19 protein-coding genes are annotated in these 21,832 nt (G+C 64.2%); 8 read left to right on the top strand and 11 right to left on the bottom strand.

The genetic code is table 11. The annotated features are described in order from the left end of the window. Nucleotides 1-34: 34 nt before the first annotated feature. The 6 genes from GDH07_RS22635 to GDH07_RS22610 are packed head-to-tail and all read right to left on the bottom strand — an operon-like array spanning nucleotide 35 to nucleotide 6,221. Nucleotides 35-232 carry a rubredoxin gene (locus tag GDH07_RS22635; RefSeq protein ID WP_022644198.1) on the bottom strand — a complete coding sequence of 66 codons (198 nt, stop codon included), beginning with the start codon at nucleotides 230-232 and terminating at the stop codon, nucleotides 35-37. A 7-nt stretch (nucleotides 233-239) separates the two neighbouring features. Further along, nucleotides 240-2,204 carry an alpha/beta fold hydrolase gene (locus tag GDH07_RS22630; RefSeq protein ID WP_053132693.1) on the bottom strand — a complete coding sequence of 655 codons (1,965 nt, stop codon included), beginning with the start codon at nucleotides 2,202-2,204 and terminating at the stop codon, nucleotides 240-242. A gap of 18 nt (nucleotides 2,205-2,222) precedes the next feature. Next, nucleotides 2,223-2,543 carry an acyl carrier protein gene (locus GDH07_RS22625; RefSeq protein ID WP_022644195.1) on the bottom strand — a complete coding sequence of 107 codons (321 nt, stop codon included), beginning with the start codon at nucleotides 2,541-2,543 and terminating at the stop codon, nucleotides 2,223-2,225. A 51-nt stretch (nucleotides 2,544-2,594) separates the two neighbouring features. Further along, a complete protein-coding gene (locus GDH07_RS22620) occupies nucleotides 2,595-3,551 on the bottom strand; it encodes an acyl-CoA desaturase (protein WP_022644194.1) in 957 nt (318 codons plus the stop codon). Nucleotides 3,552-3,582: 31 nt separating this feature from the next. Continuing rightward, nucleotides 3,583-4,491, bottom strand: coding sequence for an acyl-CoA desaturase (locus GDH07_RS22615; RefSeq protein ID WP_152898992.1), 909 nt, complete (start codon nucleotides 4,489-4,491; stop codon nucleotides 3,583-3,585). Next, the gene (locus tag GDH07_RS22610) at nucleotides 4,488-6,221 is read right to left on the bottom strand and encodes a fatty acyl-AMP ligase (RefSeq protein ID WP_343038315.1); all 1,734 of its coding nucleotides are present in this window, start codon (nucleotides 6,219-6,221) and stop codon (nucleotides 4,488-4,490) included. Before GDH07_RS22610 ends, GDH07_RS22615 begins: the two co-directional genes overlap by 4 nt. Before the next feature lie 418 nt (nucleotides 6,222-6,639). Between GDH07_RS22610 and GDH07_RS22605 the strand changes: the two genes are divergently transcribed. After that, nucleotides 6,640-7,686, top strand: a complete 1,047-nt coding sequence (locus GDH07_RS22605) for a GlxA family transcriptional regulator (protein WP_246196017.1) — start codon at nucleotides 6,640-6,642, stop codon at nucleotides 7,684-7,686. A 6-nt stretch (nucleotides 7,687-7,692) separates the two neighbouring features. Here GDH07_RS22605 and GDH07_RS22600 read toward each other — a convergent pair whose 3' ends face one another. Then, on the bottom strand, nucleotides 7,693-9,285 hold the full coding sequence (locus GDH07_RS22600; protein WP_343038314.1) for a DHA2 family efflux MFS transporter permease subunit: 1,593 nt from the start codon (nucleotides 9,283-9,285) through the stop codon (nucleotides 7,693-7,695). 76 nt (nucleotides 9,286-9,361) lie between these two features. Between GDH07_RS22600 and GDH07_RS22595 the strand changes: the two genes are divergently transcribed. After that, nucleotides 9,362-10,549 carry an HlyD family secretion protein gene (locus GDH07_RS22595; protein ID WP_152898989.1) on the top strand — a complete coding sequence of 396 codons (1,188 nt, stop codon included), beginning with the start codon at nucleotides 9,362-9,364 and terminating at the stop codon, nucleotides 10,547-10,549. Between the two features lie 84 nt (nucleotides 10,550-10,633). On the opposite strand, the gene mgrA is transcribed toward GDH07_RS22595, so the two are convergent. Then, entirely contained in the window at nucleotides 10,634-11,671 is a 1,038-nt protein-coding gene (gene mgrA, locus GDH07_RS22590; protein WP_022644188.1) for an L-glyceraldehyde 3-phosphate reductase, read from the bottom strand. Between the two features lie 898 nt (nucleotides 11,672-12,569). After that, nucleotides 12,570-13,460 carry a LysR family transcriptional regulator gene (locus GDH07_RS22585; RefSeq protein ID WP_343038313.1) on the bottom strand — a complete coding sequence of 297 codons (891 nt, stop codon included), beginning with the start codon at nucleotides 13,458-13,460 and terminating at the stop codon, nucleotides 12,570-12,572. A gap of 133 nt (nucleotides 13,461-13,593) precedes the next feature. Here GDH07_RS22585 and GDH07_RS22580 point away from each other — a divergent pair, with 133 nt between their 5' ends. Together GDH07_RS22580 and GDH07_RS22575 are read left to right on the top strand one after the other, a co-directional pair. Further along, nucleotides 13,594-14,334 (top strand): glucose 1-dehydrogenase, encoded by a 741-nt coding sequence (locus GDH07_RS22580; RefSeq protein ID WP_152898988.1) that lies wholly within the window; start codon nucleotides 13,594-13,596, stop codon nucleotides 14,332-14,334. Nucleotides 14,335-14,403: 69 nt separating this feature from the next. Next, nucleotides 14,404-14,667 (top strand): hypothetical protein, encoded by a 264-nt coding sequence (locus GDH07_RS22575; protein ID WP_053132711.1) that lies wholly within the window; start codon nucleotides 14,404-14,406, stop codon nucleotides 14,665-14,667. Nucleotides 14,668-14,712: 45 nt separating this feature from the next. Here the strand turns inward: GDH07_RS22575 and betT are convergent, their stop codons facing one another. Together betT and epsC are read right to left on the bottom strand one after the other, a co-directional pair. After that, a complete protein-coding gene (betT, locus tag GDH07_RS22570; protein ID WP_178124113.1) occupies nucleotides 14,713-16,674 on the bottom strand; it encodes a choline transporter BetT in 1,962 nt (653 codons plus the stop codon). Between the two features lie 427 nt (nucleotides 16,675-17,101). Continuing rightward, the gene (epsC, locus tag GDH07_RS22565) at nucleotides 17,102-18,028 is read right to left on the bottom strand and encodes a serine O-acetyltransferase EpsC (protein ID WP_068580140.1); all 927 of its coding nucleotides are present in this window, start codon (nucleotides 18,026-18,028) and stop codon (nucleotides 17,102-17,104) included. A 190-nt stretch (nucleotides 18,029-18,218) separates the two neighbouring features. Between epsC and GDH07_RS22560 the strand changes: the two genes are divergently transcribed. From GDH07_RS22560 to tcyN, 4 genes are all read left to right on the top strand, one after another. Next, complete coding sequence (locus GDH07_RS22560) at nucleotides 18,219-19,214, top strand: D-cysteine desulfhydrase (protein WP_022644181.1); 996 nt, start codon at nucleotides 18,219-18,221, stop codon at nucleotides 19,212-19,214. Nucleotides 19,215-19,496: 282 nt separating this feature from the next. Further along, nucleotides 19,497-20,294, top strand: a complete 798-nt coding sequence (gene tcyJ / locus GDH07_RS22555) for a cystine ABC transporter substrate-binding protein (RefSeq protein ID WP_022644180.1) — start codon at nucleotides 19,497-19,499, stop codon at nucleotides 20,292-20,294. Continuing rightward, nucleotides 20,294-20,959: a cystine ABC transporter permease gene (gene tcyL / locus GDH07_RS22550; RefSeq protein WP_022644179.1), complete on the top strand. Its 666-nt coding sequence runs from the start codon at nucleotides 20,294-20,296 to the stop codon at nucleotides 20,957-20,959. The genes tcyJ and tcyL overlap by 1 nt, the downstream gene beginning before the upstream one ends. A 4-nt stretch (nucleotides 20,960-20,963) precedes the next feature. Continuing rightward, nucleotides 20,964-21,713 (top strand): L-cystine ABC transporter ATP-binding protein TcyN, encoded by a 750-nt coding sequence (gene tcyN, locus GDH07_RS22545; RefSeq protein WP_022644178.1) that lies wholly within the window; start codon nucleotides 20,964-20,966, stop codon nucleotides 21,711-21,713. The last annotated feature ends 119 nt before the right edge of the window (nucleotides 21,714-21,832 follow it).

Raw genomic sequence — 21,832 nt, 5'->3', positions numbered from 1 at the left:
CCTTCCTCATCGACTACAGATTTCAAGCGTCGGGTTACAGCTTCACCATGTTGAAGTCCAGTTTGCCCACGCCGCATTCAGGACAGGTCCAGTCATCGGCGATGTCGTCCCAGGCAGTGCCCGGAGGCACCCCCGAATCCGGATCTCCCAGCCGTTGGTCGTAGATCCAGCCGCAGATCAGGCACATCCACAGGCCGGACTCGGCCACAGCGTTTTCAGCATAGGTCGTCATATCGTTCTCATGCGCTGGCCTGGGCCACTTCGGCCACCTTGATGTTCTCCGCGAGGAACCGCGCCACCTGCTCCAGCACCGCGGCGTCGGAGAGGATCCGCACATGGCCGAGGCCGGATACCGGCTCCAGCTTGGCCCACGGCATCAGCGTGGTGATCTGCTGCGCCTCGCAGAACGGCACGGTCGGGTCCTCCTGGTCGTGCAGCACCAGCATCGGCAGTTGCAGGGCGTTGCCCAGCGCAGGGATGTCCCAGTGCTGGACCGGCACGCCATTGCGCTTCCACAGCTCGCGGTGCATGGCCTGGACGATCTGCGGCTTGAGCTGCAGGTAGCCGTTGGCCCAGCGATCGATCACCACCGGCAGGTTGGCAGGCGAACCCAGGAGGCACATGGCCTTGATCCGATGGGTCTCGGCCAGCTCGGCCAGGGCGCCGGTAGCGGCGATACCGCCCAGGGAATGGGCGACGATGCCCACCACGTCACCCAGGGCGACGATGGCGGCTTTTACCGCGTCCTTGAACTCGGTCATGGTGCTCAGCGAGCCCGGCGAGATGCCGTGGGCCGGCGCATCGAAGGTCGCGACCTTGAAGCCCTGGCGCTGCAGTACCCGGGTGAAGGAGTACATGCTGCGGCTGTCGGCGCCCCAGCCATGGACCAGCAGGATGGTCTGCTCGCCCGTGCCCCACTGGTAGCCATGGGGAACGCCGGGGATGCCCTTGATGTGGAAGCGCTGGGCTCCCAGGGGGCTCATTTCCTTGTCCGGCTGCTTGATGTATTCGCGGGTGTAGCCGAACAGGTCGGTGGCCCGGGCACCGGCGCGATCGGGGGCCAGCGAGCCCAGCACGCTCATGTAGCTGCGCAGGGCCTGCTGCTTCATGGTCAGCGGACCGCTGTAGCCGGTGCGGGTGTCGCCTGCTGCCGGCGACCGATCGAAGGACTCGTAGAAGCCGTTGACCGGATCGTACAGGTGGCAATGGCGCGCCACATGCCAGACGTCCTGCACGGTCAGGGGTTTTTCCCGGACCATCCCGGGGAAGGCGGACTTCAGCGCGGCCTGGGCCTCGGGCAGGTTGTAGTGGGGAATGATCGGCGCCACGTGGTGGGCGGTGTGCACCGAGATGTAGTGGGTCAGGAACAGCAGCCACTTCGGATACATGTAGTCGGTGGTCAGCAGCAGGCGGCTGCTGTTGAAGCTCCAGTGCTCCTTGGTCAGGAACGGAGTCTCGTCACTGATGTGATGCATCATGGTGGTCAGGCTGAACCAGGCGTGGATCGCCAGCCACGGGGCGACGAAGTACAGGAACAGACCGGTGAAACCGGTGAAGTACACCAGGGTCGGCAGGTAGATCACCGCGGCCACGGCCATGAACAGGATCGAACGACGCACTTCGTTGCGCGCCTCGAGCTTGGGGAACATCTCCGGCCGGAATCCCGAGTGCCGCTGGTAGTTCACCGTCCCCAGCCAGAACAGCCAGGTGCGGGTGCTGCTGTAGACCAGCTTGTCCCACCAGGGCATGGCGTCATATTGCACGCGCAGCACCGGGCGCCAGTCGACGTCCATCTCCAGGTTGTTGGTGTTGGCGTGGTGCATGTTGTGCATGTGGCGCCAGCCGTGGAACGGGTACAGCAGGGGCAGCAAGGCGATGTGCCCCAGGATGTGGTTGAAGCTGCGGTTGCGGGAAAACGAGTTGTGGCCGCAATCGTGGGCCACGCAGAACAGGCCCCAGCCCCCCAGGCCGGCAATCAGCCACAGCGGCAGGTAGAAGGCCCAGTGCACATGGGCGACCGCCACCACCGCGCCGATATAGAGCGCATAGCTGACGACGAAGCTGAGCATCCCGCGCCAGACGCGGGGCGTATACAAGTGCTTGGGAATGGCGTCGGTCAGACGCAGGCCCTCGATCTCCTGTGAACGTCGGAGCAGCTCGTTGAATTTGTCCGTTTTTTGCGTGGGCATCTGTACAAAGGCCATGGCCTAGCTCCTGCGAAGTCAAACTTCGGATGTGGTCAGTTCACTGGCCAGGTATTTGGACAGGTCATCGATGCTGGAGTATTCGAACAGCAACGCCGGCGACAGGCGTTGTTCCATGAACTTCTCCAGGTCGCCCGCCACCTTCACCGCCACCAGCGAATCCAGGCCATAGGCCTCGAAGGTGCGCGCGGTATCGACCTGCGACGGCTCGATCTTCAGCAGGGTCGCCATGCGCTGCACCAGCCAGTGCTTGATGTTTTCCTCGTTGAGTTCCACCGGAGCCTGTTTCTTCTCCGAAAAACTCAAGGTGCTCAGCAAATTGGAAATGAAGTTGGACATAGGTTTCTTCCTTGATGAGTGGGGTGTTGTACGACCTGGGAATCCCGCTGTTCAGGATGAGGCCTGACGCTTACGGACCTTGTCGATCATTGCCTGGGATGGTGAACGCAGGTCTGAGACCAGTCTCAGCTTGCCCATTAACGCCAGTGTCCAGCCCGACAGGTCGGGCTCCCACCAATGCACGCCATGCCGGTACCAGGCAGGAAATGCGTGGTGATTGTTTTGCAGCCCCTCGCCGAAGGTGAGGAACGCGATGAACCAGTTGTTGGTGCTCTGGTCGTGTGTCACGAACGGCCGGCTACCATAGCGATGGCAGACCGAGCCCACGCACCAGGCCGCCTGGTTGGCGATGAACAGCCGGGCCAGGCCACCGAAGATCAGGCCGCTCCAGGCGCCCTCCCAGCTCTGGGTGACCAGGCCGCCGATCGCACCGGGCAGCAGCACGCCCAGGACCACCCAGAGCAGGTAGGTCTGGTTGTAGAAGAACAGCCGCCGGTCACGCAGGATGTCGGGAGCGAAGTAGTTCCAGCTGGAGATGTCCGGGGTCAGCATCCACGGCATGTGCGCATGCCACAGGCCCTTGGCCCGGCCCCAGCGGTCCTCGCCCAGCAGGTTGGGCGAATGCGGATCGCCCTGCTGGTCGCTGTAGGTGTGGTGGCGCCGATGGGTGGTGACCCAGAACAGGATCGGCCCCTGGGCCGCCATCGAGCCGGCGATCAGCATCAAGCCGCTCATCAGCCGCGAGGTCTTGAAGGCCCGGTGCGCCAGGTAACGGTGGTAACCCATGGAAACCCCGAACATCTGCACCGCGTAGAACACCCCGAAGAGGATGAAGTCCAGGGCATGGGCCTGGCCGGTGACCCACAGGCGGATGGCCTCGAAGGTCCCGAACAGCGGCACCAGCATCACGGCCAGGGCGATGCGCGCCTTGGTTTTCGCCGCCTGGGGGCTCAGTTGGGCAACCCCGCCGATCTCGGGAGTAGCCGTGGTTGAAAGTATTTCGTCCATGAATAGCTTCCTGTGAGGTGAGTACCGACTATCAGCTTTCTGAAGGTTCCGCCGCCGCGCTCGGGCCAGGGCGCTTCACGTCCCAGACCAGCCCGCACAGCGCCAGCGTCTCGATGAACAGCCCACCGATATCCAGCTGCCAGGGCTTGAGGCCGGCATGGGCCAGTGCCGGGAAGGCATGGTGGTTGTTGTGCCAGCCGCCCCCGACGGTGGGGATCGCCAGCCAGAACACGTTGCGGCTGGTGTCCCGGGTCTTGTGATCGCGGCCGCCGACCTTGTGGGCGAAGGAGTTGATGCACCAGGTGGCGTGGTCCACCAGGAAGATCCGTACGAAGCCACCCCACAGCAGGCCGCTCAGGGCGCCTTCCCAGCTACGGGTGATCAGCCCGCAGACCAGGGTCGGCAGCAATAGGCCGAGGATGATCCACAGGTAGTAGCGCTGGTTGATCTGCATGACCAGGCGATCGCGCAGCAGGTCGGGGACGAACTGGCTCCAGTTCTGCTTGCGCAGGCTGAACAGCCAGCCCAGGTGGGCATGCCACCACCCCTGGAGACTGCCGGCCAGGCCTTCCTTGAGGGCGCGCGGCGAGTGTGGGTCGCCCTCCTTGTCGGTGAACGCATGGTGCTGGCGATGGGTCGCGGCCCAGAACAGGATCGGCCCCTGGGCCGCCATCGACCCGGCGATCCCGAAGAGCGCGGTGACCACCGGGCCGGCCTTGAACGCGTGGTGGGAGAAGAAGCGGTGCATCCCCACCTCCACCCCCAGGGCAGTCAGCAGGTACATGCTGGCCAGGGCGCCGACTTCCAGCCAGCTGATCCCCTGGTGCCAGGCCAGGACCAGGGCGACCACGGTGCCGACCGCCGGTACGCCGACAGTCAGCCAAGCCAGTTGGCGCTCGCGCTGGCCAGTACGATCGACAGGAGGATTCATCGCGGTCATGACAGGGCATCCGTAGCAGTTTTGAGAGGTTGTGCCGCCGCACGTCCGGCGCCGTACCGCGCCAGGCTGCCGTCGAGCAGGGCCTTGCGGGTGGCCTGGCGCTGGACCTTGCCGCTGGTGGTCAGCGGAATGCCGCCCATGGGCGCCAGGTGAATGCGCGCCGGAGCCACGCCGAACTGGCTGACCAGGGCGCTGGTGAGCACCTGGCGCAGTTGTTCCTGCTGGGCCTCGTCGAGCTTCTCGCTGCGCTTGATCTCGGCCACGATCGCCAATTGCTCTTGCTGGCCGTTATCCAGGCCCACCGCCACGCAGCCATTGCTGCGAATGCGCGGGTCGGCGCTCTCCACCGCCAGTTCCAGGTCCTGTGGATAAAGATTGCGCCCGGCGATGATGATCAGGTCCTTGAGGCGCCCGGTGACGAACAGCTCGCCCAGGTGCAACGCGCCCAGGTCGCCGGTGCGCATGAAGTGCCCCTCGACACCCGGCAGGCGAGCGCGGAACACCTGCTCGCTCAGTACTTCCTTGCCCCAGTAGCCGGCGCCGACATTGCCGCCCTGGACCCAGATCTCGCCGACCTGGCCGTCCGCCACGGGTAGCAGGCTGACCGGGTCGACGATCGCCAGGTGCAGGCCCGGCGCCACCCGGCCACTGCTGACCAGCGGCAGGGCCAGGGCATGACCGGCCTCGACCACCGCCAGGGTGCCGGTGGCCAGTTGGTCGCGGTCGACCTGGACGCCGAATGCCGGTTCGTCATGGGGCTTGCCCGAGACCAGTACCGTCGATTCGGCCAAGCCATAGCAAGGCCCCAGGGCCGCCGGATCGAAACCAGCGGCGGCGAAACGCTCGGCGAAACGCGCCAGGGTGCCTTGCCGGACCGGTTCGGCCCCGCAATAGATGGCCTTGAGCTTGCTCAGGTCGAGCGCGGCCAGCTCGGCATCGCTGATGTTGTCCACGCACAAATCGAAGGCGAAGTTCGGCGCGATGGTCACGCTGGCGCCGAAGCGCGACACCGCATCCAGCCAGCGCACCGGCCGCTGGACGAAATGCCCGGGGCTGATGAGCACAGTCGGGAAAGCGTCGTAGATCGGTTGCAGGATCCCGCCCATCAGGCCCATGTCGTGGTAGGGCGGCAACCAGCTGCAACCCACCCGCTGCTGCGCCGGGCCCATCCACTGACTGGCACTGCGGCAATTACTGTAGAGATTGGCGTGGGTCAGCATCACGCCCTTGGGTGCCGAGGTGGAACCCGAGGTGTACTGCAGCAGCGCCAACTGGCCGGGAGGGATGTCCCGGGCGCCCCAGGCCGAATCCGTGGCGGCCAGTTGCTCCGGGTCGACCCATTGCGGCGCCGGCAGCTCGCCGCTGAGCAGGGCGTTCACCCGTTCCTGGGAACGCATGAAGCGTGCGCTGGTGAGCACGATCTGCGGATGCGCATCGGCACAGATCAGCGCCAGCCGCTCCAGCCCCCGGGTGCCCACGGGCGGGAACGCCGGGATCGCCACGGCGCCGGCCAGGAACAGGCCGAAGAGGGAAACGATGTAGTCGATGCCGGTTTCGAACAGCATCAGCACCCGCTTGCCCCGGGGTTCGAAGATCTGCAGCGCACCCGCCAGTTGTTGACTACGCTTCCAGAGTTCCGCGTAGCTGATGGCGACCTGCTCCTGCTCGCCGTCGAGCAGGTGGATGAAGGCTATTGCCTCGGGTTGGCGCCAGGCGCGGTAGGCCAGCACTTCGGTAACCGAACTTAAACATTCGATACCCAGGTTTGCAGCCAGCGACTGATCATCGGCTGCTAGTTGTGCTGAGAAAGTCTGATTGACATCGCTTAGATAGTCACTAGGCACGGCGTAGTTCATTCAAAATCCTTTTTAAATGGAGAGCCTTATATCGACCTGATGGTCACTTATTATTTTCAGCACTAAGGAACCGAACAAACACCCCCTCAACGACAGGGAGCTATTACAGAGGCAGTAGTTAAGATGTCATTTTGCTGACAGAACAACGCAATCACTTGGTGACTGCATATTTTTATGTCCCGCGACAACTAACGCGGGCAGAGATAGTGAAACCTGGATGCGTTGTGAAGTCTGCCACCGGCTTGTATATTTTGCTAATGCGCAAATGGACAGTTACAGGGAGAAAATGGACATGGATGTGCTCACTCTTATCGCACTGGAAGGAGCTATGGGGTCGAGTGTCGCGATCACGCTGGACGTGTTGCGCACCGCCAATCAGGTCGCCGAAGTCATGGGGCGGCCCACCATCACCTGGCAAATCATCGGCAGCAGCGAATCGGTAAGAATGAGGAACGGCATGCGTCTGGATGCGCAGCCCCTGGAGCGCGTCCAGGCCATCGAAGGCAGTATGCTGGTCATCCCCGGGCTGGGCCTGGAGAACACCCAGGAGCTGAATCTGTTCGGTTGCCGTACGGAAAAGCGCCAGCCAGGCCTGAGTCTGTCCACGGAGCTCCTCTCCCGGCTCGACCATGGCGACATCCACAAGCTGAGCAAGCTGGTCCGCGAACACCACCTGCGCGGGCAGCAGACCGCGGCCTCCTGCTCGGCGGTTTTCGTCCTCGGCGAAGCGGGCATCCTGCAGGACCGGACCGTCACTACCCACTGGCAACTGTATGACACTTTCAAGCAGCGTTATCCCGAGGCGATACTCGATACCAAACGCATGCTTATTCATGACGGAAATATGATTACCGCCGGGGCCGGCATGTCGCAAATGGACTTGATGCTATATATCCTGCGCAACAATATGGGCAATCAAGTTGCTGAGCTGACCATGCGCTACTTGCTGATAGATGGGCGCCCCGCACAATACCACTACATGGCTTTATCGAACTTGCAGACAGAAAATCGCGAAGTCCTGATGCTGGAAAAGTTTATCGAAGACTGCCTGCCAAACGTTCCTCCGCTGAGCACTATCGCCGAACATCTGCGAATCACCGAGAAAACCTTGTCCCGCAGGATTCGCAGCGCCACAGGTAAACCGCCCATGGCTTTCATCCAGAAAGTTCGCCTGCAACATGTCCAGAGCTTATTGGAAACAACCAATATGAGTATTGAAGAAGTTGCTTTCAAAGTGGGCTATGCCGATTCCACCGCACTGCGCCGGCTGATGTGGAAAAACATGGGCTGCACCCCCAGCCAGCTGCGCAAGGCCAGGTCCGGCCCGCCCATCATGTAGCCCTGCTCACCGTTCCTCCTCGGCCGCGGGGGCGGCCGGGGGCACCTTGCACAGCGGCACCAGCAGCAGCGCCACCACGAACATCATGGCCATCAGCCGGAACACGTCGCCAAAGGCCAGGGTCAGGGCTTCGCGCCCCACCAGCCGGCCGAGGATGCCCTGGGCCATGAGGAAGCCATGGCTGGGGTCCGGGGTGTCGGCGGCGATCTTCAGCGCCAGCTCGCTCATCAGTTCCTGGGCTGCCACCGCCTTGGCGCCAAGGGACTCCGACAGGTGCAGGACCTGGGTCCGCGCATCGTCCTGCAGCCAGGTGTTGACCGTGGCGATACCGATGGCCCCGCCCAGGTTGCGCATCAGGTTGAACAGGCCGGACGCCTGGCGCAGCTCCACCCCCTGGAACGAACTCAAGGCCATGTTGACGCTGGGCACGATGCACAGCATCAGGAACAGGCCACGCGCCACCTGGGGCACCAGCAACTCGTCGAAACCCCAGTTGGAAGTGATCCGCGAGGTCAACCACAGGCTCAGGGCCAGGCCCAGGAACCCCACCGAGATGATCAGGCGCCGGTCGACCTTCTCCGAGGCCCGGGCAGCGATGATGGTGCTGAACAGTTGCCCGATGCCCACGACGAACACCGTGGTGCCGATCTCCAGGCTGTCGAAGCCGCGCACCCGGCCCAGGAACACCGGCACCAGGTAGGTCGAGGAGTACAGGCCGAAGCCGATCACCAGGTTGAGCAGGCAGGCGATGGAAAAGGTCCGATCGCGAAACGGTCGCAACGACACGATGGGGTTGTCCGAATACAAGGACCGCTCGATGAACAACCCGAAGGACACCAGGGACACCCAGGCCGAGATGACGATCCCGGTATCGCTGAACCAGTCCTTGCGCGGCCCCTCCTCCAGCACGTATTCCAGGCAGCCCAGGGCCAGGGCCATGGCCGCGAAATGCAGCCAGTCGATGCGCCGCAGCATGGGCAGGTCGGGACGGTCGACATCGATCAACAACGCCGCGCCGATGCAGATCACCAGGCCCGGCAGCACGTTGATGAAGAAGATCCAGCGCCAGTCCAGGTAGAAGGTCACCAGCCCGCCCACGGTGGGCCCGAGGGTCGGCGCCAGGACCGCGGTCATGCCGAGGATGGCCGGGACCATCGCCCGCTGCTTGCCCTCGAACAACACGAAGCCGACGGCGAACACCGTCGGCACCATGGCCCCGCCAGTGAAGCCCTGCAGCGCCCGCAGCACGATCATCGACTCGATGTTCCAGGCCATGCCGCATCCGACGCTGAACAAGGTGAAGAGCGCCGCGCTGGTCGCGAACAGCCAGCGGGTGGAAATCGCCTGGGCGAGGAAGGCCGAGAAGGGAATCATGATCAGTTCGGCGATCAGGTAGGCGGTCTGCACCCAGCTCACTTCATCGGGACCGGCGCTCAAGCCGGCCTGCACGTCGTTGAGCGAAGCGGCCACGATCTGGATGTCGATCAGGGCCATGAACATGCCGAAGGCCATGATGGTGAAGACCAGGAACTTGCGTCGCAGGGTCGCTTGAGCCGGCTGCTCGCCCGCGCCAGGGAGGTCGGATGCGCTTGTCGTCACGTGGTTACTTCCCTGTAGTATTGCGGTCGTCATGTGAATATTATGATCGTAATTCAAAACCGCATGGAGCTTCAACATGGAGCAGAGCACCCAGACCCAGAACGCTATCCTGCAAGCCGCCCAGGACACGGAGAAGCCGCGCAAGCGCTCCAAGCGGCCGCTGATCGCCGGCGCCGTCGCCCTGACCCTGGTGGCGGTTGGAGTGGGTTGGGTGCTGATGGCGCCGTCCACCGAATCCACGGACGATGCCTATATCGCCGCCGACGCCACCTCGGTCGCACCACGGGTCCACGGCCTGGTGACCGAGGTGCTGGTCAAGGACCACCAGAGCGTCACCGCCGGCCAGCCCCTGGTGCGCATCAACAGCGAAGAGTTCGACAGCCGGGTCACCCTGGCCGAAGGCGACCTGGCCGATAGCCTGGCCCAGGTCGCCCTGGCCCAGGCGGCGCTGACCATCCAGGACGCCGAGCAGCGCCTGGCCAATACCCGGGTACTCGCGGCCCGCACCTCGATCCGCACCACCCAGGCCGAATCCAAGCGCGCCGGGGACGAGCGCAACCGCTTCGACACCCTGGTCACCACCGGCGCCGTGGCGCGCAACGAAGTGGAGAAATACAGCACCCAGGCGATCTCCGCCGAGCAGAACCACGCCCATGCCCAGGCCATGCTGCAAGTGGCCGAGAACGACCAGGCCGTGACTTCAGCCCAGCGCGAACGCCTGCAAGCGCAATTGCAGATGGCCAAGGCCAAGGTGGTGACCGCCAAGGCCCGGCTGGAGCTGGCGCAGCAGGACCAGAGCCACGCCACCATCTATGCCCCCATGGACGGCACCGTGGGCAATCGCCAGGTCCAGGTGGGCGACTACGTACAGCCGGGCTCGCGCCTGCTGACCCTGGTCCCGCTGCACGAGCTCTACGTCCTGGCCAACTTCAAGGAAACCCAGACCCAGCACATGCTTCCCGGCCAGCCGACGCGCATCAAGATCGACGCCCTGCCGGGGGTCAGCATTACCGGCACCGTGGAAAGCCTGGCCCCGGGTTCGGGCTCGACCTTCGCCCTGCTGCCCTTCGAGCCGGGCACCGGCAACTTCACCAAGATCGTCCAGCGGGTGCCGGTGCGCATCCGCTTCGATGCCGACCAGCCAGGCCTGGAACGGCTGCGTCCGGGCCTGTCGGTGATCGCCAAGGTCGACCTGGACGAACCCCAGCAGCGCAACGCAGGCGGTACCCACTCCGAGCTCAAGGTCAGCGCCAACAGCCAGTGAAGCTCGCGCCCACTGCCGGTCGCCATGCTCCAGGCGACCGGCAGGCTCCGGGCGCCAGGACCATGGCCCTGGCGGCGGTACACACTACTCGGCGGTGGAGGGTTTTTCCCACAGGTTGATCCGCCCTTCCCGGGCGAAATGATCGATTTCCGCCAGCTCCTCCACGCTGAAGCCCAGGTTCTGCAAGGCCCCGACGTTCTCGACGATCTGCTCCGGCCGGCTGGCGCCGATCAGGGCCGAGGTCACCCGCGAATCGCGCAGGGTCCAGGCCAGGGCCAACTGGGCCAGGCTCTGCCCACGGTTCCTGGCGATATCGTTGAGGGCCCGCACATGGGCGATGTTGGTCTCGGACAAGTGGGAGGCCTGCAATGATCCGCCGCCAGGACGGTTGACCCGCGCATCCTCGGGAATGCCGTCCAGGTACTTGTCGGTGAGCAATCCCTGGGCCAGCGGGGTGAAGGCGATCACTCCCACGCCGAGCTCCTCGGTGGTCTCCAGCAGGTCCCTTTCCACCCAGCGATTGAGCATGTTGTAGGCCGGTTGGTGGATCAGCAGCGGCACCTTCCACTCCTTGAGCAAGGCGACCATCTCCCGGGTCTTCGCTCCGGAGTAGGAAGAGATACCGATGTACAGCGCCTTGCCCTGCTGCACCGCGCTGGCCAGGGCGCTGGCGGTTTCCTCCAGGGGCGTGTCCGGGTCGAAGCGATGGGAGTAGAAGATATCCACATAGTCCAGGCCCATGCGCTGCAGGCTCTGGTCGAGGCTGGCCAGCACGTACTTGCGCGAGCCGCCGCCCTGGCCGTAGGGCCCGGGCCACATGTCCCAACCGGCCTTGCTGGAAATGATCAGCTCATCGCGATAGGCCTGGAAATCCTCGCGCAGCAGACGGCCGAAGTTGATCTCAGCGCTGCCATAGGGCGGACCGTAGTTGTTGGCCAGGTCGAAATGGTTGATGCCCAGGTCGAAGGCCGTGCGCAGCAAGGCGCGCTGGGTATCGATCGGCGTGCTGTCGCCGAAGTTGTGCCACAACCCCAGGGACAGGGCCGGCAGCACCAGGCCACTGCGGCCGACGCGGCGATAGGGCATGGAGTCGTAGCGATGTTCAGCAGCTGAATAAGTCATCGAATCCTCATCTGGACTGGGGCCACCTCTGGATGGCCGGTTCCGGCATGGCGGCTGGCGCAACGGCCAGCCTCCCCCTGTTGTTGTGAACCACCCGGTTCCAGGCAGTTCCGCAAAACTAAAACGATATGAAATGCCGTATTTCATACCGAATTCATACTTGTTTCCGTACTATAAAATCGCTGAAAAACAACCTTTTTCTCGGTTTTCAGCCCAAAAGTGCTGGCCCACAGGGCATCAGGCCCCAGGCTTCCTACAGCAGCGAGAAGCCCCGTATTTACTGGGTTAAAACCCCGTGATGGGCATTGAGCGAGGCGCAACGACTGGCGCTTCGTACCACGAAACCCAGATCGCACACTCTTGAAATCGACGGATCGAAGAATCGCGCCGAAAAGCACGACACGAAATATATTACGTACCACGTAGCACAATACGAAATCGTCCTTAGTAGCTAATGGCAATTTGCCTTTTCATCCCCTGGACGATGCTCAAAAGTGGCCACACCGGCCCCTGAGGCAAAAACCGCAACCAACACCGGTCCTGGAGAAATACCCAGGGCTCGCAGTCGCTGACACTTATTTGCAACGCGCAAAAAATTCGCCGAAAGCCATACGCCAGCCAGTCAAGCGAGTTGAGCTCCTGCAGGAGCAGCCGGTCGATGCCCGTTAACGGTTGCGCGTATTGACTGGAAAACACAGCGCCCTGGGTTCCATCGCGGGCAAGCCGCGCTCCTGCCATTGCCTTAACCGATCGGTATCAGGCAGGTCGCATCCATTGTTTATAGACGGCAAAAACCACTCCTGCCCGGGCCGTGGCAGCCACCGTCGGCAGGAAAAAAACAGCCCGTGACTGGCCTGTGAAAAGGAGCGCTCCAGGCGCCTGGAAGCGCGGGAGTGGGTCAGCCGGCTTCGGCGAAGACCCGGGCCAGCCAGTCGACGAACACCCGCACCCGTGGCGCAAGCTGGCGGTTATGGGGGTAGACCACCGATACCGGCATCGGCGGTGGCGGGGTGTCCACCAGGATCTCGCACATCAATCCCCGGGCCAGGGAATCGGCCACGTGGTAGCGCGGGCATTGGATGATGCCCAGCCCGGCCAGGGCCGCAGCGCCGTAGACCTGGGCGCCGGACACCGAGAGCGCGCCGTCGATGGCCAGTTCACGCCGCTCGCCAGCCACCATGAACTCGAAGGGCAACGGCCCGCCGGCACTGCGCGAGACATAGTTCACCGCCCGGTGCCGGGGCAGGTCCTGCAGGCTCCCTGGCTCGCCATGGCGCGCCAGGTAGGCGGGGCTGGCGCATGTCACCTGGGCCAGGCTCGCCACCCGCCGGGCGACCAGCGTTGAGTCGCCCAGGGTGCCGGCCCGCAGCACGCAATCCACCCCTTCGGCGATCAGGTCGACGAAGTGATCGGCCTCGCTGAGGGCCAGCTCGATCTGTGGATAACTCTGCATGAACTGCCCCAGGCGCGGGATCACGAAATGCCCTGCCAGGGTGCCATGCATGTCGACCCGCAACCGGCCCTTGGGCTGCACCGCCCGGAACGCCAGCTCGGCCTCTTCCAGCTGCGCCAGCAATTGCACGCAGCGCGGGTAATAGGCCTCGCCGTCCAGGGTCGGCCGCACTCGCCGGGTACTGCGCTCCAGCAGCCGGGTGCCGAGCCAGGCCTCGAACTGGTTGAGGGTGTGAGTCAGGGTCGCCCGGGGCAGGTTCAGGTCCTCGGCGGCCAGGGTGAAGCTGCTGCGCTCGTAGATCCGCACGAACACTTTCATTGCTTTGACTTGATCCACAGGCAGCTCCGCAGGCGAGATTGTTGGCGTTGCTTGAACAGTCAAGGCAACTCTGGCGCATTTATCCACAGGGGTAAATCGGTGAACCTGCGCCACATCCCGTCACCGCCACACTTGCCCAGGAATACTCGCCATGACCGTTCAACCCAGCAAAGTCGCGATCGTCACCGGAGCCTCGCGCGGTATCGGCGCCACCATCGCCCGCCAACTGGCCGCCGACGGCTATGCCGTGGCGATCAACTACGCCAGCAATGCCCAGGAGGCTTCGCGGCTGGTGGTGCAGTTGCGCCAGACCGGCCACCGGGCCATCGCGGTCAAGGCCGACGTGGCCGACGCCAGCCAGGTACGCCAACTGTTCGAAACCACCGAAACCCAGCTGGGCAAGGTCGATGTGCTGGTCAACAACGCCGGCATCCTCAAGGTCCAGGCCCTGGCCGAGCACAGCGACGAGTTGTTCGAGCGCACCTTCGCCATCAACACCCGGGGCACCTTCAACGCCCTGCGCGAGGCGGCCACGCGCCTCAACCAGGGCGGGTCCATCGTCAACTTCTCCAGCAGCACCGTAGGCCTCGACCTGCCCGGCTATGCGGTGTACATCGCCAGCAAGGCCGCGGTGGAATCCATGACCCGGGTATTCGCCAAGGAACTGCGCGGGCGCAACATCAGGGTCAACGCCGTGGCGCCCGGACCGGTGGCCACCGAGTTGTTCCTGCAGGACAAGAGCGAGGAGCAGGTGCAGCACTTCGCCAAGCTGCCGCCCCTGGAGCGCCTGGGCCAGCCACAGGACATCGCCGCCATCGTCGCCTTCCTGGCCAGTCCCGCGGCCGGCTGGATCAACGGCCAGGTGCTGCGGGCCAACGGCGGGCTGGTTTGAGACCTATGCTGGATAACAGGGCCGCCGGACTCTTTCCGGCCTGTCGGCTGGCGCCAGGAGATGCCCCTCATGCACACCACCATCGTCATTGCCTTCGGCCTGCTCCTGCTGGCCCTGGTGCTGTATATCGGTGAACGGCTGGGCTTTGGCCAACACACCCTGGGCTACGTCTTTTGCGGGCTGTGGCTGGCGTTGAGCGTGCTCAACGGTGCGGTGGGAGTGGTCAGCGCCAAGCAGCCCCTGGGTTCGGAACTGCTGGTCGGCTGCCTGGTGTTCGCCCTGCCGGTGGCAGCCCTGGGGCTGTACCTGGCCATGGGCGGAGCGAGGGCTTGAGCCGCAGGCCAGGGGCAGCAGCGCCCCCGGCCGCAAGACCCCGGATCAGCGCACCAGATGCAGGAACTGCATGTGGCGTTCGTACTGGTCGAGGATGTCGTTGATGATCTGCTCCTTGCTGTAGCCCATCAGGTCGTAGTCCTGACTACCCTCGGACAGATGCACCTCGGCACGGTAGTAACGGCGGTTGCGCAGCTCTTTCGGGCCCATGCCGCCCCGGGCGAAGGATGGGGTGAAATAACCGCGCATCTGCACCTGGTAGACGAACGGATGCTGGTCGCCGTGGCCGATTTCCAGGCTGACGCTGTCGTTGGCCGGATCGGGCTGGGTGATCACGTTCAGGCCCTTCTCGACGAATACCGCCGTCACCTCCTCGATGGCCGGGCGCACGGTCTGGTCGAGGAAGCGATACACCTCGTCCCGCGACGGGAAATGCACTGCCTGGCTCAAGCGCTGGCGCCAACCGCCCCGGCCCCGGCGCGAGGCCGATACCGGCGCCAGGGAATGCAGCTGGGCGATGCGCTTCTGCGACTCCATGTAGAACGCCTTGTGCAGGCCCCACATCATCAACAGCAGGATCAGCGAGAACGGCAGCGAGGTCAGGACCACCGCTGACTTCAGCGAATCGATGCTGCCGGCGAACAACAGCGCGCTGGTGACCAGGGCGGTCATCGCCCCCCAGAACACCCGCAGCCATTTCGGGCCGTCTTCGTCCGCGCTGCCGCCCCGCGCCGACAAGGTGGAGAGCACCACGGTGCCGGAGTCCGCCGAGGTGACGAAGAACACGAAGCTGATGAACACCGTGACCGTGATCACGGTCTTGCTCCAGGGGTAGGTTTCCAGCAGCAGGTAGAGGGTCATCGACGGATTGTCGATGGCCGACATGCCCAGGGCGCTCATGCCGTGGTTGAGCACCTGGTCGATGGCGCTGTTGCCGAAGATCGACATCCACGCCAGGGTGAAGCCCAGGGGAATCAGCAGCACGCCGAAGACGAATTCACGGATGGTCCGACCCCGGGAAATCCGCGCGATGAACAGCCCCACGAACGGCGACCAGGCAATCCACCAGGCCCAGTAGAACACCGTCCAGCCACCCAGCCAGTCGCTGGGCTTGTCATAGGCGTAGACATCGAAGCTCTTGGCCGGCAACGCGCCCAGGTAGTCACCCAGGTTCTGGATGAGGGTATTGAGCAGATGCTGGGTCGGGCCGGCGAACAGCACGAACAGCAGCAGCGCTACCGCCAGCAGCATGTTGATGTCGGACATCACCCGCACGCCCTTGTCGACCCCGGATACCGCCACGGTGATCGCCGCGCCCATCATCAGGGTGATCAACAAGACCTGGATCCACTGGGTGTGGGCGATGCCGAACAGGTAGTCGAGGCCGGAGTTCAGGTGCAACACGCCAAACCCCATGTCGGCGCCCAGGCCGAACACCGTGGCGATGATGCCGAAGCCATCCACCGCATAGCCGATGGGGCCATTGATGCGCTTGCCGATCAGCGGATACAGCGCCGAACGCAGGGCCAGCGGCAGGTTATGCCGGTAGGCGAAGTACGCCAGGGCCATGCCGACGAAGGCGAACACGCCCCAGCCATGCAGGCCCCAGTGCAGGAACAGCAACTGCATGCCCTGGCGCGCCGCCTCCACCGTACCCGCCTCGCCCTTGGGCGGCTGGAGCATGTGGGTCAGGGGTTCGGAAACGCAGAAAAAGAACAGGGTGATGCTGATCCCGGCGGCGAACAGCATGCCGGCCCAGGACAGGTAGCTGAACTCGGGCTCGTCGTGGTCGGCACCGAGCTTGATCTTGCCGTAGCCGGACAAGGCGGTGACCACCACGAAGACCAGGTACAGGGTCATGGCCAGCATGTAGTACCAGCCGACCGTATTGGCCGCCCAGTTCTGCGCGGCCAGCAGCCAGGCACCGGCCTGTTCCGGCAGGCTGATCACCACCACGCCGAAGATCAGGATGAAGCTGGCGGCGAAGTAGAACACCGGGGGATTCATGCGAACCAGGCTGTTCGCGGGGGTGGATGATGCACTCATGAATGGCGCACCTCGAAGGGGTGAAACATGGCTGAAATGTACGGACTCAGCAAAGGCAAGCCTCCTGTTGTGAGCGGGCAGCGAACCACCGGTTTAACTTGAACAAGCGTTCAAGTTAAACATGGATAAGGGGTTCAGGACCAATTGCAGGGCTCAGCGGTACTGTCAGTACGCTAGCTCAAGGAAGGGTATGACGTATGCCGGGCGCAATCGTTCAGCGCTGCGGCCGCATCGGAGGCGAGAAAGCCCGGCCGGCCCCGGAAGGCCCGGCCGGGCATGCGTAGCCGCTTCGTGTAGCCGCTGTCGCAGGCTGCGCACGGGCGCGCAGCGCCCGCAAATTGAGGGTGGCAGGGCCAACGGGCCGCGCAGGCCCGCCAGCGGCCACAGGTTACTTCTGCGAGCCGTCGTCGTGCTGCAGGTTGGCCTGGGTCAGGTTGCAGCCCGCCGGCACGCTGCGGGTCAGCCAGACGTTGCCGCCGATGGTCGAGCCCTTGCCGATGGTGATGCGTCCGAGGATGGTCGCACCGGCGTAGATCACCACGTCGTCCTCGACGATCGGGTGGCGCGGATGGCCCTTCTGCAACTGGCCGTCCTCGTCCGCCGGGAAGCGCTTGGCCCCCAGGGTCACTGCCTGGTAGATGCGCACCCGCTCGCCGATGATCGCGGTCTCGCCGATCACCACGCCGGTACCGTGGTCGATGAAGAAGCTCTTGCCGATCTGCGCCCCGGGGTGGATGTCGATGCCGGTGGCCGAGTGGGCGATTTCCGAGCTGATCCGCGCCAGCAACGGCAGACCGGCACCATACAAGTGGTGCGCCAGGCGATGGTGGATCACCGCCAGGATGCCCGGGTAGCACAACAGCACTTCGTCGACGCTGCGGGCCGCCGGATCGCCGTGGTAAGCGGCCAGCACATCGGTATCCAGCAATACGCGCAGGCCGGGCAGGGCCAGGGCGAAATCCTGGATCAGGCGAATCGCCCGGGCATTGACGTCGATATCGCTTTCACCGTTCTGCCGGGCCACGTAGCGCAGTTCCAGGCGCGCCTGGGCCAGCAAGGCGTTGAGCGCCGCGTCCAGGGTGTGGCCGACGTAGAAATCCTCGCTCTCCTCGCGCAGGTCCACCGGTCCCAGGCGCATGGGGAACAGCGCACCGCACAGGGCCTCGAGGATCTCCGCCATGGCCGCCCGCGACGGCAGCTCGCGGCCACCCTGCTCGCCGCTGACCCGACCGTTGCGGCTACGCCACTGATCACGGGCATCGCGCAGTTGACCGACGATGGTCTGCAATTGCCAATGGCTGGAACGCTCGCTCACGATAAGACTCCTAGACTCGGGCGGCCGGACTGTCAGGCCGCGCAAACGGCGATCACTTTACGCCCGGTCACGACCACCCCTAAGAACTAATTGTGTGCACATAAGCATTTTTTGGCATAAGCGATCGGCGGTTGCCCGGCCAAATATCGCTGCCTATAGTCGTTGCACCTTCCTTGTTCCGTGCGGACTCATGATCAAACAACAGCTCGCCCGTTTCGACCGCCTCGACCTGCTCGGCCACGCCACCGCCCTGGAAAAGCTCCAACGCCTGTCGGCCTGGACCGGCCGCGACATCTACATCAAGCGTGACGACACCACGCCCTTGGCTATGGGCGGCAACAAGCTGCGCAAGCTCGAATACCTGGCGGCCGATGCCCTGGCCCAGGGTGCCGACACCCTGGTCACCGCCGGGGCCATCCAGTCCAACCACGTACGCCAGACCGCGGCCCTGGCCGCCCAACTGGGCCTGGGTTGCGTCGCCCTGCTGGAAAACCCCATCGGCACCGACGATGCCAACTACCTGGGCAACGGCAACCGCCTGCTGCTGGAACTGTTCGATGCCAAGGTCGAGCTGGTGGACAACCTCGACCAGGCCGACGAGCAGCTCCAGGCCCTGGCCGCGCGCCTGCGCAGCAATGGCAAGAAGCCCTACCTGGTGCCCATCGGCGGTTCCAATGCCCTGGGCGCCCTGGGCTACGTGCGCGCCGGCCTGGAGCTGGCGCAACAGATCGAGGACAGCGGCCTGCGCTTCGCCGCCGTAGTCCTGGCCTCCGGCAGCGCCGGCACCCACAGCGGCCTGGCCCTGGGCCTGAGCGAAGCCTTGCCGCAACTGCCGGTGATCGGCGTTACCGTCTCGCGCACCGAGGAAGACCAGCGACCCAAGGTCCAGGGGCTGGCCGAGCGCACCGCCGAACTGTTGGGCGTGCCGTTGCCGCAAAGTTTCAACGTGCAGCTGTGGGACGAGTATTTCGCCCCGCGCTATGGCGAGCCCAATGCCGGCACCCTGGCCGCAGTCAAGCTCCTGGCCAGCCAGGAGGGCTTGCTGCTGGACCCGGTCTACACCGGCAAGGCCATGGCCGGGTTGCTGGACGGCATCGGTCGCCAGCGATTCGACGAGGGCCCGATCCTGTTCCTGCACACCGGCGGAGCCCCGGCGCTGTTCGCTTATGCCGGGGCCTTCAGCTGAAGATCAAAGCAAGGAAATACATCGGCAAAGGCGAGTGCCTTGCGCTCGTGCGCAGCCGGCGGCAGCGGCTGCAAGGGATGAATTAGATATTCTTTTAGGAAATATAAATGTGAATTTATATTATTTTTATATCTATAAAAGAGTACTTATAGTCGCGGCGCAGGCGAATTTGCCGGGAGACGCATACGCTGCATTTAGGGCAGGATGAAACCTGCATTCCGGCTCACCGTTCGACCCGCACCACCCACTCGCATCGTGCATAAGAAACCACAGGGGCTTGTCATGAATCTTTCCGTACTGCGTCGCAATCTGCTGATTGGCACACTGGGCCTGGCCCTCGGTGCCGGACTGATGGGGCAAGCGGTTGCCGGCGAGCAACTGCAGAAGATCAAGGACGCGGGGGTGATCAACGTCGGCCTGGAAGGCACCTACCCACCGTTCAGCTACGTCGACGAAAACGGCAAGCTGACCGGCTTCGAAGTGGAATTCTCCGAAGCCCTGGCCAACAAGCTCGGGGTCAAGGTCAAGTTGCAGCCGACCAAGTGGGACGGCATCCTCGCGGCCCTGGAATCCAAGCGCCTGGACGCCGTGGTCAACCAGGTGACCATCTCCGAGGAGCGCAAGAAGAAGTACGACTTCTCCACCCCCTACACCGTCTCCGGCATCCAGGCCCTGACCCAGAAGAAGGACGAGGGCAAGTTCAAGACCGCCGCCGACCTGGCCGGGCACAAGGTCGGGGTGGGCCTGGGCACCAACTACGAGCAATGGCTGAAGGAAAACGTGCCCAACGCCATCATCAAGACCTACGACGACGATCCGACCAAGTACCAGGACCTGCGAGTAGGCCGTATCGAAGCCATCCTGGTGGACCGCCTGGCGGCCTTCGAGCTGATCAAGAAAACCAAGGACACCCTGGTGGTCTCCGGCGACCCCTTCTCCCGCCAGGAGTCCGGCGTGGCCCTGCGCAAGGGCGAACCGGAACTGCTGGCCGCAGTGAACAAGGCGATCGAGGAGCTGCGGGCCGATGGCACGCTGAAGAAACTCTCGGAAAAATACTTCAACGCTGACGTCACCCAATAATGGAAGCAGGCCTGCAACTGGCGCTGGACTCGGCGCCATTCCTGCTCAAGGGCGCGTACTACACGGTGATCCTGAGCCTGGGCGGCATGTTCTTCGGACTGCTGCTGGGCTTCGGCCTGGCCTTGATGCGCTTGTCGCGCTTCGCGCTGGTGAGCTGGATCGCCCGGATCTACGTGTCGTTCTTTCGCGGCACGCCGCTCTTGGTGCAGCTCTTCGTGATCTACTACGGCCTGCCGCAACTGGGGCTGGAGCTGGACCCGCTGCCTGCGGCGCTGATCGGCTTCTCCCTGAACATGGCGGCCTACGCCTGTGAAATCCTCAGGGCCGCCATCGGCTCCATCGAGCGTGGCCAGTGGGAAGCCGCCGCCAGCATCGGCATGACCCGGGCCCAGACCCTGCGCCGGGCGATCCTGCCGCAAGCCATGCGCACCGCCCTGCCGCCCTTGGGCAACAGCTTCATCTCGCTGGTCAAGGACACCGCCCTGGCCGCCACCATCCAGGTCCCGGAACTGTTCCGCCAGGCGCAGCTGATCACCGCCCGGACCTTCGAAATCTTCACCATGTATCTTGCCGCCGCTCTGATCTACTGGGTCCTGGCCAGCGTGCTCGCGCACCTGCAGCACCGTCTGGAAGAGCGGGTCAATCGGCACGACCAGGAGTCTTGAAGCCATGATCGTGGTGGAAAAACTGACCAAGCAGTTCAAGGGCCAGACGGTGCTCAATGGCATCGACCTGGAGGTCAAGGAAGGCGAGGTGGTGGCCATCATCGGCCCCAGTGGCTCGGGCAAGACCACCTTCCTGCGTTGCCTGAACTTCCTCGAGGAACCCACCAGCGGCCGGGTCCGCATCGGCGACATCGCCATCGACAGCAATGTCCCGCTGAGCCAGCAGCAAGGGCGGATCCGCCAACTGCGCCAGCAAGTGGGTTTCGTGTTCCAGAACTTCAACCTGTTCCCCCACCGCACCGCCCTGGAGAACGTCGTCGAGGGCCCGCTGGTGGTGAAGAAGACCCCACGCGAGCAGGCCCTGGCCCTGGGCCGCAAGCTCCTGGCCAAGGTCGGCCTGGCGGGCAAGGAAGACGCCTACCCCAGACGCCTGTCCGGTGGCCAGCAGCAGCGGGTGGCAATCGCCCGGGCCCTGGCCATGGAACCCAAGGTGATCCTGTTCGACGAACCCACCTCGGCCCTGGACCCGGAGCTGGTGGGCGAGGTGCTGGCGACCATCCGCGGCCTGGCCGAGGAGAAGCGCACCATGGTCATCGTCACCCACGAGATGAGCTTCGCCCGCGACGTGGCCAACCGGGTGATCTTCTTCGACAAGGGGGTGATCGTCGAACAGGGCGAAGCCAAGGCCCTGTTCGCCCACCCCCGGGAAGAACGCACCCGGCAGTTCCTCAGCAAGTTCCTCACCTCGGCCTGACCCACCCCAAGAACCCCAAGGCCGCTACGCAACCTGCGGCAGCGGCCACGCCAAACGCCACCCTCGCCTGTAGCCGCTGCCGAGCTGCGCCAAGGCCCGCAGGGCCTTCAACCCCCAAG

The organism is Pseudomonas piscis (genome assembly GCF_009380155.1).
GTDB lineage: Bacteria > Pseudomonadota > Gammaproteobacteria > Pseudomonadales > Pseudomonadaceae > Aquipseudomonas > Aquipseudomonas piscis.
Note: the sequence above shows the minus strand (reverse complement) of the source record. Positions and strands in the feature narration are given on the sequence as shown.